This is a genomic window from Segatella salivae F0493 (assembly GCF_000477535.1).
In the GTDB taxonomy this organism is placed as follows: Bacteria; Bacteroidota; Bacteroidia; order Bacteroidales; family Bacteroidaceae; genus Prevotella; species Prevotella salivae.
In genome coordinates this window covers 184,430-199,062 of the sequence record NZ_AWGW01000025.1, presented here as the reverse complement: position 1 = coordinate 199,062, position 14,633 = coordinate 184,430, and the positions used below count along the sequence as shown (strand labels likewise).

The following is a 14,633-nucleotide window of genomic DNA, read 5'->3' as shown; positions in this document are numbered from 1 at the left end:
AATGAGGTGGATTTTCTTATTTTTGCGACTATAAAACCATTGATAATGCAACAATAACCTAATATGAAGACAAAGAAAATCTTATCCACCTTATTGATGACGGCACTAACATCTGTCAGCATCAACGCACAACATCAGTTCACTGTCAACACTAAACCCGGCGCAACCATACAGCCAACAATGTATGGTATCTTTTTCGAAGATATCAATTTTGCGGCAGATGGCGGCCTCTATGCCGAGATGATAGAGAATCGTTCGTTTGAGTTTCCCGACCGATTAATGGGTTGGAACACCTTCGGTAATGTCACTGTGAACGACCAAAAGCCTGCCTTTGCGCGCAATCCTCACTACATAACACTCTCTGATGCGGGGCATCGTGAGAAGCGAACTGGCTTGGAAAATCGTGGCTTTTTCGGCATGGGACTGAAGAAAGGCATGTGTTATGACTTCTCTGTATATGCTCGTTTGCACATGTTGCAAGGCGATTCAGCAAGATTTCGCGTTGAACTTGTTGATGAAGAAGACCGACCTATTGTCTCAACAAGAATCACTGTGAAGAGCAATCAATGGCAGAAATATACCTCAACGCTGACGGTTGATAAGACCGTTGAAAAGGGATTGCTTCGCATTTTCCTTGAAAAAGGTGAGGCAGTAGACCTTGATCATGTGAGTCTTTTCCCTGAAGATAGCTGGCATGGGATGCGTGCTGACCTTGTAAAAGACCTCGCAGAACTCCACCCAGGGATATTCCGTTTCCCCGGAGGTTGTATCATTGAAGGAACTGATTTGGCTACACGCTATCAGTGGAAGAACACAGTCGGGCCCGTAGAAGAGCGTCCTTTGAACGAGAATAGATGGAATTATACCTTCCCACATCGCCTCTTTCCAAACTACTATCAGACGTTAGGCATGGGCTTCTTTGAGTTCTTTCTCCTATCTGAAAAGATAGGAGCCGAACCGCTTCCTGTATTGAGTTGTGGGCTCGCTTGCCAGTATCAGAATGATGATAACGACCGAAATGCACACACCGCTATGGCCGACTTGCAACCTTATATCGATGATGCGCTCGACTTGATTGAGTTTGCCAATGGTCCCGTTACAAGCAAATGGGGACGCGTCCGCGCTGACATGGGCCACCCAGCTCCGTTTAACCTCAAGCAGATTGGTATCGGAAATGAGCAATGGGGACCTTTATATCCCGAACGCTTAGAGGCATTTATGAAGCAGATTCATGCCAAATATCCAAACATAAAGATATGCGGCTCATCAGGACCTTCGGCAAGTGGCAAGGAGTTTGACTATGGATGGCAACAAATGCGCAAGCTCGGTGTCGACCTTGTTGACGAACATTACTACATGTCTCCTGATTGGTTCTTGAACAATGCAGGTCGATATGATCACTATAATCGTAAGGGTCCGAAGGTGTTTGCAGGCGAATATGCAGCTCATGTGCGTGGACTTGACAAGCAACCAAATGTAGCGATGAACAATTTTGAGGCAGCTTTGTCCGAAGCGGCCTTCATGACAGGACTTGAACGCAATGCCGATGTCGTGTGGCAAGCTACATATGCCCCTCTGTTTGCACACGTTGAGGGTTGGCAATGGCGTCCCGATCTCATCTGGTTTGACAATCTTCAGAGTGTGCGTACAGTCAATTGGTATGTGCAAATGCTTTATGCTACAAACCGAGGTACGAATGTTCTTCGTCTGACCGAAGACGGAAAGCCTGTTGAAGGCAAAGAAAAGCTCTATGCCAGTGCCGTATATGATAAGGCAGAAAAGGCGTATGTCGTGAAGATTGTCAATGTAGATGACCGCGAAAAGCAGGTGAATGTCACGTTCGAAGGATTGAAAACGCTTGGTAAAGGAAAGTGTATCACCCTGCACAGTGACAATCCACGTGCCGTGAACTCATTGGAAAATAAAACCAATGTCGTACCCCAAACAAGTGAGATAGAAGCAAATGGCAATGTCGTTTCAATGAAAGTGCCAGCAAAATCGTTTGTTGTTTATCGCTTTTAAGCTGGTTATAACCCAGGGTTGCCAGCTCTTTTGCTCGCCAACCCCGGGCTATCAAAGGAACAACGCTTACAGCGTTGCGCCGTTATAACATTCGACATGACGGATATATTCATTGAAATATTTCCACATTTTGCTATTTATTTATTCGAATGTTGGCATTAATTGTATTATATAATAAACGTTTCAATGCCATCGGTGTTGCGCTTTCTAAGCGTAATTCGCCATGAATTCCCTCGCTATACCCATATTTTCACAGAAAAAGCTCAACACCTACGGCGTTGCATCTCCTTGCAAACGTTTCCCCGGGGTAGGCTCGTTCCTCGCCAACCCCGGGCTATCAGAAGCACAACTCGTACCGAGTTGCGTGGTTGCGACATTCGCAATAGTGGATGTATTCATTGGAATATTGCTCAGTTTTGCCATTTGTTTATTCGTATGTTGTCCGTAATTGTATTATAAAATGAATATTTCAACGCCGTAGGTGTTGCGCTTTTGATAGCCCAGGGTTGCCAAACGATAGTGCAGGCTACCCTGGGTTAATGTGTGGTTTGCGTGGAACAACGCCGTAAGTGTTGTGCTTTTTTTGATTAATTTGCCATAAAATGTTTCATTATAAGCGTGTCTTCGTGGAAAAAGCTCAACACCTACGGCGTTGAATCTCCTTGCGAATGTTTACCCGGGGTAGGCTCGTTCCTCGCCAACCCCGGGCTATCAAAAGAACAACTCGTACCAAGTTGCGAGAAGAGAATATTCATGATAATAGATGTATTCATTGAAATATTAGTGTGACACCTACGACGTTGCGTAGTTACAACATTCATCATGATGGGTATATTCATTGGAATATTGCCCCGTTTTGCCATTTGTTTATTCGTATATTGCTATCAATTGTATTACAAAATGCACGTTTCAACGCCGTAGGTGTTGCGCTTTTGATAGCCCAGGGTTGCCAAACGATAGTGCAGGCTACCCTGGGTTAACGTGTGGTTGGCGTGGAACAACGCCATCGGTGTTGCGCTTTTTTTGATTAATCCACCATAAAAGGGTTCATTATAAGCGTGCCTTCACAGAAAAAGCTCAACACCTATGGCGTTGAATCTCCTTGCGAATGTTTACCCGGGGTAGGCTCGTTCCTCGCCAACCCCGGGCTATCAAAAGAACAACACCTACGGCGTTGCGAGATAAAACAATTATGGGTGTGATGTCGTTGATAATGAAACGTAAAATGATTTGCGTTATTTCATCGCGTAAAACATGGCAAAACACACGACCATTTGATGCAAATTAGCGTGTAAAATGACGCAAATCATTGTATAATCTACCGTATTTTACACAACAATTTGTACCAACTTATATGGTGAATAATGCGATTTTTCATCATGCTTTGACATGAACAATATAATCGGTTGATTATAAGCATGTTCAGAAAAGCGTGAGGCTTACAGAAGATAAGGTAGAGAGTTGATTGCATTTCAAATGTATTCTTCATGAAAAATCATTTTGTTTGATGCGTGAAATCTTTTATTATATACATTACTTTAATTTAGATGATGTGAAGAAGGATTTCAAGAGGGTTGCGAACCACCTTAAAATGATGTTATCTGTTGTTGGGATTTATTGTATTTATAGACACATTCTAAAACGGCAAGCGAACGAAAGAATAAGGCATAAAAATTTGTTTTATAAGATAAAAAACCTAACTTTGCAATACGATATCATTAATTTTTCAACATAATGGACAACTTAAAGAGAGATTTTGCATCAAGATTGCTGCAGGTAAAAGCCATTAAACTTCAGCCAAACAATCCTTTCACATGGGCTTCAGGATGGCTTTCGCCGTTCTATTGTGACAATCGTAAGACGCTGTCTTACCCTGAATTGCGCAATTATGTGAAGTTAGAGCTTGTGCATAAAGTGCTGGAATGTTTCCCCGAAGCAGAGGTAGTAGCTGGTGTTGCGACTGGGGCTATCGCTCAAGGCGCTTTAGTGGCCGACGAACTCAACTTGCCTTTCGTTTATGTTCGGTCGAAACCAAAAGATCACGGCTTAGAGAACTTGATAGAAGGTGACTTGAAACCCGGCATGAAAGTGGTCGTTATAGAAGACCTTATCTCTACAGGTGGCAGCAGTTTGAAGGCTGTTGAGGCTATCAGAAGCAATGCGTGTGAGGTTATTGGCATGGTAGCGAGCTACACTTATGGCTTCCCTGTGGCGGAAAATGCCTTTCGTGAGGCCAATGTTAGACTTGAAACACTGACTGACTACGAGCATGTGGTGGCAGAAGCATTAGCTACTGGCTACATCAGTGAACATGATGTTGAGGTGTTACATGACTGGCGTCAGGCTCCCGATAAGTGGAAAAAATAAGATAAAATAAAACTTCTTATGAGGTAAAGGCCTCTCCCAGCCTCTCCAAACAGGGGAGAAATAGCGCGTGATATGCAATGAAATGTTGTGTGAAAGCATGCGTTGAAGGCTTTGAAACGAGTGGAAGCGAAGCGTGATATGCAATGATGCATTGCGCAATCCCATGCGTTGAAGGCTTTGAAGCGAGAGGAAGTGAAGCGTGATATGTAATGATGCATTGTGAATTATGAATTATGAATTAAACTAAATGGCAACATTTGAAAGTAGTATTCGACAGATAGACTATCCTCAAGAGCGTGTTTATGCCCTGTTGAGTGACATGAATAATATAGATAAAGTGAAGGATCGTATCCCCGAAGATAAGGCAAACGGTCTTACATTTGATACCAATTCGATAGGTATCAACACGCCAATGGGTGCTGTAAAATTAGTCATTGTGGAGCGTGAAGCCCCTAAATGTATTAAGTTTGAAACAGCAGAAAGTCCGCTGCCTTTTAACTTTTGGATTCAGATTTTGCCCGTATCCGAAACCACAAGTAAGATGAAACTTACCATCAAGGCCGAGTTAAATCCATTCATTAAGGGGATGGTTTCAAAACCATTAACCGAAGGTATCGAGAAGATAGCTGATGCTTTGCAAGCTATTCACTATGAGTAAGCAAGGCGGTTTGAGGCTTGTTTTTGACGATTTGAAAAGAATACGAATGATAAAGCCTAATCAATGGCGAGGCATTTGGATAGTGTTGGCTTTGCTGTTGGTTTGCTCTTGTGGTAAGATTCAAAACGAATATAGTGACTTTCGTCCTTATTTCGTGTATAATAATAACGTGCGACAATGTGCTCGTTTGGCTGAAGCCATGACGCCAAATAGTGGAATCTTTTGCATCATTCAACAGCAATTTATCAGTGGAGCCACATATTATGTGTTCACAAATAGTGATGGATTGAGTCAGAAAATCATTCAAAACGACCGCGAAAGACAAGGACATTATGTGCTCGGATATAACAATGGACTCATTGTTGGCTATGGAAACCTGAGTGATCCTCAAGTGTTTTATGCCTATGATTTGGAGTGTCCTAACTGCTTTGATGCCTCATCTTTGCCAGTGCGTAGTAAGCCGTTGCATTTAGCTTCGGGTGGGATTGCGATCTGCAACGTGTGCCATCGTCACTACAATCTTAACAATAATGGAGTTATTATCAGTGGAGAGCGTGGCAAAAAACTAACGCGTTATCGTGCATCTTCTACGGGACCATACGGCATTTTAAGCGTAAATTAATTGCAATCAGATATTCCTTGTCTTACAAAATGAAAAGAATTAACTCACTTTTACACCTTGAAAGGGAAAGGTTTTGAACCGATTCACGAAAGGTTTTGCTTTTTTTCATGAACAAAAATGAAGAATTATTTGGCGGTTTCGATAAAAGAATATACCTTTGCAAAACCTGAATTGCGGAAATAGCTCAGTTGGTAGAGCACGACCTTGCCAAGGTCGGGGTCGCGGGTTCGAGTCCCGTTTTCCGCTCAATAGTTACAAACTATTTCTTATTTCCAAAGCCGCAATGGTGGAATTGGTAGACACGAGGGACTTAAAATCCCTTGGCCAGTAATGGCTGTGCGGGTTCGAGTCCCGCTCGCGGCACACCCTTAATTTAATTCATAGATATGCGCAACAATCTTATTCTTACTCTTTCAGTGTGCTCATTGGCTTTAATGACATCATGTTCTAAGTTAGGTAAGCTCACTTCTGATAGCTTTTCAGTTAGTCCAAACCCTTTAGAGACGGTTGGAGGAAAGGTTCCTGCAACAGTGGAAGGACAGTTTCCAGAGAAATTTATGAATAAAAAGGCCATAGTAACTGTGGTTCCTGAGCTCAGATATGCAGGCGGAGAAGTAGCCAAAGGACAACCAATGACATTCCAAGGAGAGAAAGTTATGGGCAACGATAAGGTGATTTCTTATCGTCTTGGCGGTCGTTACACGATGAAAACTTCATTTGATTATGTGCCAGCCATGCAGAAAAGCGACATGTATTTGACATTCAATGCACGCATAGGAAATTCAAAAGTCAATGTCCCGGCAATCAAAGTTGCCACTGGAGTCATTGCAACAGCAGAACTTTATCGTAAGGCTATGCTCCAAGGCGGTGCTTGTTTGGCGCTCGATTCGTTTCAAAGAGTGATAGATCGCAAGCAAGAAGCCAACGTAAAATTCCTCATAAACCAAGCTAATTTACGTAGTAATGAGTTAAAAAACAATAGTGTTCGCGAGTTTGTTAGCATGCTTAAGCGCATCAATTCAGACCGAGAGGGACTGGCAATCAAGAATGTTGAGGTGAAAGCTTATGCCTCTCCAGAAGGTGGTTTCAGCTTTAACGATAAGTTAGCCAATAAGCGTCAGAACGTCAGCGAAGGCTATGTGAAGCAACAACTCAAAGGAACGAAATTAAAAACAGACATAGATGCCCACTACACTGCACAGGATTGGGATGGTTTTATGAAACTCGTTCAGGCGAGTAAGATACAAGATAAGGACGTAATCTTACGCGTTCTGTCCATGTATAAAGACCCACAAGAGCGTGAAAAGCAAATACGTAACATGAGTGAAGGCTTCCGTGAGCTCGCCGATGGCATCCTTCCAGAACTCCGTCGCAGTCGTTTGATTATCAATTATCAAACAATTGGTCGCAGCGATGACCAGATTCAACAGCAATATGCGGCTGATCCTACGAAGTTAAGTCTTGAAGAATTGCTCTATGCGGCATCGTTAACAAACGACAAGAACGCTAAGAAGGCCATCTATAAAAAGACTACTGAGCTCTATGATCGCGATTACCGAGCTTATAACAACCTTGCAGCCTTGGCATTAAACGATGGTGATGAGCAGACGGCTCAAAGCTATTTGGAGAAAGCTTTGCAAGTAAACCGCAAAGCACCAGAGGCATTTGCCAACAAGGCTTATATTGATTTGACACACGGAAGAATTGCCGATGCAGAACGACATCTATCAGATGCCACTGAGGCGAACGGCTTTAATGAGGTTCTTGGCAATCTACATATCGCACGAGGAAACTATGCTAACGCTTCGGATGAACTCTTTAATAACAACAATAGCGCTGCACTTGCGCAGTTGATGAACAAGAATTATGTCGCAGCTGAACAGACATTGAAAGCTATTCAGCAGCCAAATGGACTGACATATTATCTCTTTGCCGTGCTCAATGCACGCCAAGGAAAGAATGATGCGGCTGCAACCTACTTGAAAGATGCATTGCAAAAGGATCCTTCTTTGGCCGAATATGCCAAGAACGACCTTGAATTTGCTAAAGTAAATCGATGAAAAAACTCTGTATTCTCATAGTACTCACGTTGGTGTTGGCAGCCTGTGGAACCGATAAACACCATTTCGAAATCGACGGAAGACTAACTAATCTCAACCAAGGTGAGTTCTATGTATACAGTCCCGACGGCCTAATTACAGGCTTAGATACCATAAAAGTAGAGGGTGGACGCTTCTCTTATGAGCTTCCATGTGAAGAGAATGGCGTGCTCGTTATAGTCTTTCCAAACTTCTCTGAGCAACCCATCTTTGCACAACCTGGTGGTTCTGTCGACGTAGAAGGCGACGCCTCACACCTCAAAGAACTTGAAATCACGGGAACAGATGACAATAAACTGATGACGAAGTTCCGTCATCAGATTGCTAATTCATCGCCCCCCGAGATTGAAAAAGACGTGAAATATTTTGTCAATGATCATCCTGAATCGGCTGTTGGCCCTTATCTCATTGACAAATATCTACTTCGTAAGCCCCAGCCCAATTACAAACAAGCCTATCGTTTGTTGCTTTCATTGCAAAAAGAACAGGCTCGCAATGGCTATTTGAACCATCTTTTAGCTCAAATAAAGCCGCTTGCCGATGCCTCTTCTGATAGACTTCCTGCATTCTCGGCTATGGATATACAGGGCAATTCCATTTCTTCCACAACCTATTCTTCGGCTCCTCTTGCCATCATCTATACGTGGGCATCGTGGAGTTATGAGAGTTCCACACTGCAACAGCGCTTGCTTGATATGCAAACGCGTGCCAATGGAAAACTCCAATTGCTTGGAATCAACCTCGATGCAAGCCGAAAATCTTGCAAAGATAACCTTGAAAGTCAGGGTGTTCGATGGCCCGTTGTATGTGATGAACAGTTGTTTAAGGGACCATTGGTGCTCAAATTAGGACTCACTTCCGTACCAGATAATCTCTTGTTACAGCGGGGTCGCATCATTGCTCGTGGGCTTTCGACCGATGATCTCATTGCCCGCGTCGAAAAGATGATTTGATTTTTAGTGGACATTTCACTCCTACAATAACCTTAACTCTTTCTAATCATGCTTGTAAAAACCTATTGTGCCGCTGTCAACGGACTCGAAGTAACCACTGTAACGATTGAAGTGAGCATGAATCCTGGCGTTGTTTACCACCTCACTGGACTTGGAGATAAGGCCGTTCAAGAGGGGCGTGACCGCATCGCTGCAGCCCTTTTATATTGTGGTTACAAGTTTCCCAAAGCCGATATCACCGTGAATATGGCTCCCGCTGACCTCAAAAAGGAAGGTAGTAGCTTTGATTTGCCGTTGGCAATTGCCTTACTTGCCGCCAATGGAAGCATCCAAACAGCTTGTCTTGACCAATATATGATGGTGGGAGAACTAAGCCTTGACGGCCAACTTCAACCTATCAAGGGTGCACTTCCTATTGCTATCAAAGCTCGTTCAGAGCATTTCAAAGGACTCATCGTACCCAAAAGCAATGTCAGAGAGGCTGCTGTGGTCAATAATCTCGATGTTTATGGCATGGAAAACATCGTAGAAGTCATCAAGTTTCTTACGGGGTCAGCCCACTTTGAGCCTGTAATCATCGACACACGAAAGGAGTTTTATGCACAACAAACGCAGTTTGATCTCGACTTTAGTGATGTTCGGGGCCAAGAAAGCGTTAAACGTGCGCTCGAAGTTGCCGCAGCTGGTGGCCACAATCTTATCATGATAGGTCCTCCCGGCAGTGGAAAGTCGATGATGGCCAAGCGACTTCCTTCCATACTTCCACCGCTCTCATTGTCCGAAAGCCTTGAAACAACGCAACTACACAGCATTGCTGGTAAGTTGGGTTGTGGCACATCGCTCATCAGTCAGCGTCCTTTTAGGTCACCACATCACACCATTTCCGAGGTAGCGCTTGTCGGAGGAGGCACAAATCCCATGCCCGGTGAGATCTCGTTAGCCCATAATGGTGTCTTGTTTTGTGATGAATTACCTGAGTTTAATAAGCATACTCTTGAAGTACTTCGACAGCCTTTAGAAGACCGAAAGATAACCATTAGTAGGGCAAAATACAACATAGAGTTTCCTTGTTCATTTATGTTTGTGGCCAGTATGAACCCTTGTCCCTGCGGCTACTATGGTGATCCGACGCACCATTGCGTATGTACGCCGGGACAAATCCAGCACTATATGAACAAGATTTCAGGCCCCTTGCTCGATAGAATAGATATACAATGCGAGATAACTCCAGTTCCTTTTAAGGATATCAGCCGCGGAAAGCCGGGCGAAAGCAGCGAAACCATTCGCCAACGTGTTATCCGAGCGCGTGAAATTCAAACCGAACGTTTTCGAGAAATCAAGGGTGTGCATTGCAATGCACAAATGTCTGAGCGCATGATTCATACGTATGCAGAACCCGACGACGCAGGAATAGCGATGCTACGAATGGCCATGGAGCGACTAAGTCTATCGGCCCGAGCCTATAGTCGCATTCTGAAGGTGGCGCGAACAATCGCCGATTTGGCAGGGGCACCATGCGTTGAAGCCGACCACCTGGCTGAAGCGATAAGCTATCGCCAGCTTGATCGCGGCGATTGGGGAGAGCGATGAGTGTGTGATGCGAGGGAAAGGAAGCCTCACCCCCAGCCCCTCTCCGAAGAGAGAGGGGAGTGGTTACTCTTTGAAATGGAGGAATTGGTCTAAAGGATAATTAGGGATGTGAACGTGGTTGATAATTAAAGGTTAAATGATTTGGGGCAAACAAAGCCTCACCCCAGCCCTTTGCCTTCCTCGTTTCGCAGGCTTCACGAACAGCGACCTATGGTTCTACGAAGAGAGAGGGGAGTAGTTACCCTTTGAAATGGAGGGAATTGTTTGAAGGTTAATTAAAGGTGACGACATGATTGATAATTAAAGGTTAAATAATGTAAGGCAAATCATCACGTAATCTGCCGTATTTTACTCAATGAAATGACACGAATTATCGTGTGAAATGAGGCAGATTGCGCGGTCGTTTGACGCAAATTACATTACGATAATTAATGAAACGTTACATCGGTAAGCAGGAGGGACGAAAAAAAGGAAGGCCTTACTGGGCCTTCCTTTTTAGGTATATCATGACTTTTAATGTCGAAAGCGAGGCTAAACTGAATTGAACACTCATCTACATCAAATTGAATCCAAGGGATGATTGAAGGGAATGTCAATCAAGTTTGAATCAAAGGTGCGTCAAGATTGCACCAAATGTAGAACAGAAATAGTTCAGATGCAATGCTGTTTACTTTGAGACTTCATCATTTGGAGCCTCAAACCTTTAGCCCACCTGACTTCCAGCTTTTACCTCTCCGAGTGTTGTTGTGACGCTAAGACTACCATCAAAGTTCACCGCGCTTAGGATCATACCTTGACTTTCGATGCCCATCATCTTGCGAGGAGCAAAGTTTGCCACGAAGAGTACATCCTTTCCTATCAGTTGTTCTGGCTCATAATAGGCTGCAATTCCACTGAGAATGGTGCGGTCTTCGCCACTACCATCGTCAATAGTAAACTGCAACAGCTTCTTACTTTTCTTCACTTTCTGACAGTCTTTGATATGTCCCACGCGAATATCTAACTTTTCAAAGTCTTCGAAAGCCACCTCTTTTTTAATTGGTTCGGCCTTGAATGCAGCGGCTTCATTAGCTTTTTTGGTCGCCGCAAGCTTGTCGAGTTGATACTGAATGACGTCATCTTCAATCTTATCAAATAGTAACTCGGGCTCAGCGAGTTGGTGTCCAGCCTTCAATAGGTTTGTACTGCCAAGCTCGTTCCAGTCAAACGACTCCATGTTGATAAGCTTTCTGAGCTTCTCTGAAGAGAAAGGAAGGAATGGTTCGAATGCAATGGCGAGGTTAGCAACTAATTGTAGCGATATATATAGAATCGTTTCAACGCGCTTTGGGTCTGTTTTCCATACCTTCCAAGGCTCACATTCGGTGATATATTTATTGCCAATGCGTGCCAAGTTCATGGCTTCTTTCTGGGCTTCTCTAAACTTAAAGGCATCCAAATAGGCTTCTAACTTGTCCTTAACTCCCTCAAACTCTTCGAGGGTTGCATGGTCAACGTCTTGCAATTCGCCACAAGCCGGAACCACACCTGCCCAATATTTCTTTGTCAACTGTAAGGCGCGGTTAACGAAGTTGCCATAAATGGCGACAAGTTCTGAGTTATTGTGCTCTTGAAAGTCTTTCCAAGTGAAGTTATTATCCTTAGTTTCTGGCGCATTGGCAGTAAGTACATAGCGCAACACATCTTGCTTTCCAGGAAGTTCTTTCAGGTATTCGTGGAGCCATACTGCCCAGTTTCGGCTCGTCGATATCTTGTCGTCTTCAAGGTTTAAGAACTCATTTGCGGGTACATTGTCTGGAAGTATGTAACCACCATGGGCTTTTAACATCGTCGGGAATATGATACAATGGAACACAATGTTATCTTTTCCGATGAAATGTACTAAGCGTGTGTCGGGTTCTTTCCACCATTTCTCCCACGAACCAAACTTATTTGGTTCTTTGTCGCATAGCTCTTTGGTATTACTTATGTATCCAATGGGGGCGTCAAACCAAACATAAAGCACCTTGCCTTCAGCCTCTTTAACTGGTACTGGGATTCCCCAGTCGAGGTCACGGGTCATTGCTCGTGGTTGAAGATCCATGTCAAGCCAGCTCTTACACTGCCCATATACATTGGGACGCCACTCTTTATGCTCGTCAAGTATCCACTTTTTGAGCCAGGTTTGATATTCGTTGAGAGGTAAATACCAATTCTTTGTCTTGCGAATCACAGGCTTTGACCCAGAGATTGTAGAGTGGGGATTGATCAATTCCATTGGACTAAGGTCGCTTCCACACTTTTCACACTGGTCGCCATAAGCGTTTTGATTGTGACAATGCGGGCATTCGCCCATGATATATCGGTCAGCAAGGAACTGTTTTGCTTCCTCATCATAATATTGTTCACTTTCTTTCTCAACGAGTTTCCCGTCATCATAGAGCTTCTTAAAGAAGTCGCTGGCCATCAAACTGTGGGTTTTGCTCGTTGTACGGCTATAGATATCAAAGCTGATTCCAAACTCTTTGAAAGATTCTTTGATGAGTTTATGATAGCGGTCACAAACATCCTGTGGCGTGATTCCTTCTTTCTTGGCACGCAAAGTGATTGGCACGCCGTGCTCATCACTACCGCCAATGAAGACCACCTCTTGCTTTTTAAGTCGCAAATAGCGTACATAGATGTCGGCAGGAACGTATACTCCCGCGAGATGTCCTATGTGAACACCTCCATTTGCATAAGGCAATGCCGCGGTAACTGTTGTGCGTTTGAATTTCTTTTGTTCCATCTCAATCGTTGGTTATGATTTCTTTGCTTGCAAAATTACAATAAATCATGCGTAAATCAAAGAAATTAAACGAAATTATCAAAGGCTCTTGACAAGGTCAGACCTATGTTATTTTCAACTTTTTGAGAGGTTTTCGCGCGATAAAAAGGCTTTATGCAAGCTGCGAACCCATGCGAACGGCCTGACGAATACGGTCGGCCATGCCGATACCATCACGCAGATTACCTCCGATAATGAGGCCTTTGTGTGCCTGTTCTATACGATTTACGGCCTCAAATCGTGCCCCACTTGACAACTCATACTGTGGAATGGCACACTCATGACGGAAGATTCGTATCATATCGGGTTGCACATTAGCTGGCAAACCAAGCATTGTTGTCAAACCTTTACAAACCATTTGTTGGAGTTCGGCATCGGTTTTATCGAGCATTTCGGTGTGATTCGTGCCACCAATAAAGAAAGAATAGAGTGCGCCTGCAGTTGGACAACGTTGTGAAAAGCAAGCCGAAGGGAAAAGAATCCCCAAGAATGGTTGTTTCTCACACGTCGGAATGAGTCCTCCAAAGGCTTTATTCTCTACCCCATGTGCGTCAGAAAGGCCGACACTTACCTGTATAATTGGGGCATAACGCAAGGCAGATATCGCTGCCATATCAGCCTCTTCAACAAATGGAAGCATTGTTTTCAGCGCATAAGCTCCCACAGTAGTGATGACGTGTTGGCTGCAAAGACTGATTGTTTCGCCCGTAGCTGTCTTATAACTTACCTGCCATTGGCCGTTCATAGGCGTCACAACAACCTCTTTTGCACCCAAGATGATGTTTGATTCTCCTACCGATTGTGCCAGTGCTTCAGTCAAACGGCTCAGTCCTCCCACTGCAGAAAAGACATTCTTTGTAGCTAACCGCTCGCGTTCTGACTTCTTTTCCTTGCTCTTTGCTATCCCTCCACGGATAAAACTGCCATAGTTTTGCTCTAAGTTATATAGCTTTGGCAATGCAAAACGCGTGATAAGTGTGTGTGGATTGCCCGCATATACGCCCGAAACAAAGGGATCTACGGCATAGTTTAAATAGCTTTTGCCGAGTCTTCTGACCACCATTGAGGCCACATCTTCATCAGGATTCGTTCCTTTTCGACGGAAAGGCTCTCCCAAGATGCCGAATTTGTCGCGCCAAGTAAATAGTGGAGTGCGCACGGCCCCTATCAAAGAAGAAGGTATAGCGTGGAACTTTGTGCCCTTCCATATCCATCTTTGCCGTGCCTCTTCATGCGCTTCTTCGAGTGAACACCCCCATTGGGCAAGGTCATGGAATAGTTCTGCCACCTCAGGATAACTCACAACACCCGTATTTGGGCCGCTTTCGAACGTGTAATCTCCTTGTTGGTAGGTGTGAATCTGACCGCCAACACGTTGCTCTTTCTCAATAACAACGACACGTTTTCCACGTTTTTTCAACGTGTGTGCAGTCGTTAAGCCCGTCAATCCAGCACCAATGACAATGGCATCAAGCTCTGTTTGTATTTCGTTTTGCATGTAAACTTTGGATAAATT

11 protein-coding genes, 2 tRNA genes and 1 pseudogene are annotated in these 14,633 nt (G+C 44.1%); 9 read left to right on the top strand and 5 right to left on the bottom strand.

Translation table 11 applies throughout. From position 1 onward, the window contains the following. Window positions 1-63 precede the first annotated feature (63 nt). Window positions 64-2,022: an alpha-L-arabinofuranosidase C-terminal domain-containing protein gene (locus tag HMPREF9145_RS08475; RefSeq protein ID WP_021825873.1), complete on the top strand. Its 1,959-nt coding sequence runs from the start codon at window positions 64-66 to the stop codon at window positions 2,020-2,022. A 270-nt stretch (window positions 2,023-2,292) separates the two neighbouring features. On the opposite strand, the gene HMPREF9145_RS12975 is transcribed toward HMPREF9145_RS08475, so the two are convergent. The 3 genes and pseudogenes from HMPREF9145_RS12975 to HMPREF9145_RS14305 form a co-directional block, all read right to left on the bottom strand. After that, complete coding sequence (locus tag HMPREF9145_RS12975; protein WP_155945296.1) at window positions 2,293-2,445, bottom strand: hypothetical protein; 153 nt, start codon at window positions 2,443-2,445, stop codon at window positions 2,293-2,295. 221 nt (window positions 2,446-2,666) lie between these two features. Continuing rightward, window positions 2,667-2,885 carry a tetrahydrofolate synthase gene (locus HMPREF9145_RS12970; RefSeq protein WP_231369779.1) on the bottom strand — a complete coding sequence of 73 codons (219 nt, stop codon included), beginning with the start codon at window positions 2,883-2,885 and terminating at the stop codon, window positions 2,667-2,669. 221 nt (window positions 2,886-3,106) lie between these two features. Beyond that, window positions 3,107-3,190: pseudogene (locus HMPREF9145_RS14305) on the bottom strand (tetrahydrofolate synthase); the annotation flags it as partial. 566 nt (window positions 3,191-3,756) lie between these two features. Between HMPREF9145_RS14305 and pyrE the strand changes: the two are divergent. From pyrE to HMPREF9145_RS08430, 8 genes are all read left to right on the top strand, one after another. Then, complete coding sequence (gene pyrE / locus HMPREF9145_RS08465) at window positions 3,757-4,389, top strand: orotate phosphoribosyltransferase (protein ID WP_007135043.1); 633 nt, start codon at window positions 3,757-3,759, stop codon at window positions 4,387-4,389. A 247-nt stretch (window positions 4,390-4,636) separates the two neighbouring features. Further along, window positions 4,637-5,047: an SRPBCC family protein gene (locus HMPREF9145_RS08460; protein WP_021825900.1), complete on the top strand. Its 411-nt coding sequence runs from the start codon at window positions 4,637-4,639 to the stop codon at window positions 5,045-5,047. A gap of 46 nt (window positions 5,048-5,093) precedes the next feature. Then, window positions 5,094-5,669, top strand: a complete 576-nt coding sequence (locus HMPREF9145_RS08455; protein ID WP_036907166.1) for a hypothetical protein — start codon at window positions 5,094-5,096, stop codon at window positions 5,667-5,669. 173 nt (window positions 5,670-5,842) lie between these two features. Continuing rightward, window positions 5,843-5,915, top strand: a tRNA-Gly gene (locus HMPREF9145_RS08450). Window positions 5,916-5,946: 31 nt separating this feature from the next. Continuing rightward, window positions 5,947-6,032, top strand: a tRNA-Leu gene (locus HMPREF9145_RS08445). A gap of 23 nt (window positions 6,033-6,055) precedes the next feature. Next, on the top strand, window positions 6,056-7,729 hold the full coding sequence (locus HMPREF9145_RS08440; protein WP_021825788.1) for a tetratricopeptide repeat protein: 1,674 nt from the start codon (window positions 6,056-6,058) through the stop codon (window positions 7,727-7,729). Then, the gene (locus HMPREF9145_RS08435; protein ID WP_021825865.1) at window positions 7,726-8,721 is read left to right on the top strand and encodes a DUF4369 domain-containing protein; all 996 of its coding nucleotides are present in this window, start codon (window positions 7,726-7,728) and stop codon (window positions 8,719-8,721) included. The genes HMPREF9145_RS08440 and HMPREF9145_RS08435 overlap by 4 nt, the downstream gene beginning before the upstream one ends. A gap of 48 nt (window positions 8,722-8,769) precedes the next feature. Beyond that, entirely contained in the window at window positions 8,770-10,311 is a 1,542-nt protein-coding gene (locus tag HMPREF9145_RS08430) for a YifB family Mg chelatase-like AAA ATPase (RefSeq protein ID WP_021825967.1), read from the top strand. A 703-nt stretch (window positions 10,312-11,014) separates the two neighbouring features. Here HMPREF9145_RS08430 and metG read toward each other — a convergent pair. Continuing rightward, complete coding sequence (gene metG / locus HMPREF9145_RS08425; RefSeq protein ID WP_021825775.1) at window positions 11,015-13,078, bottom strand: methionine--tRNA ligase; 2,064 nt, start codon at window positions 13,076-13,078, stop codon at window positions 11,015-11,017. Between the two features lie 151 nt (window positions 13,079-13,229). Then, on the bottom strand, window positions 13,230-14,615 hold the full coding sequence (gene hemG, locus HMPREF9145_RS08420; protein ID WP_021825981.1) for a protoporphyrinogen oxidase: 1,386 nt from the start codon (window positions 14,613-14,615) through the stop codon (window positions 13,230-13,232). Between the last annotated feature and the right edge of the window lie 18 nt (window positions 14,616-14,633).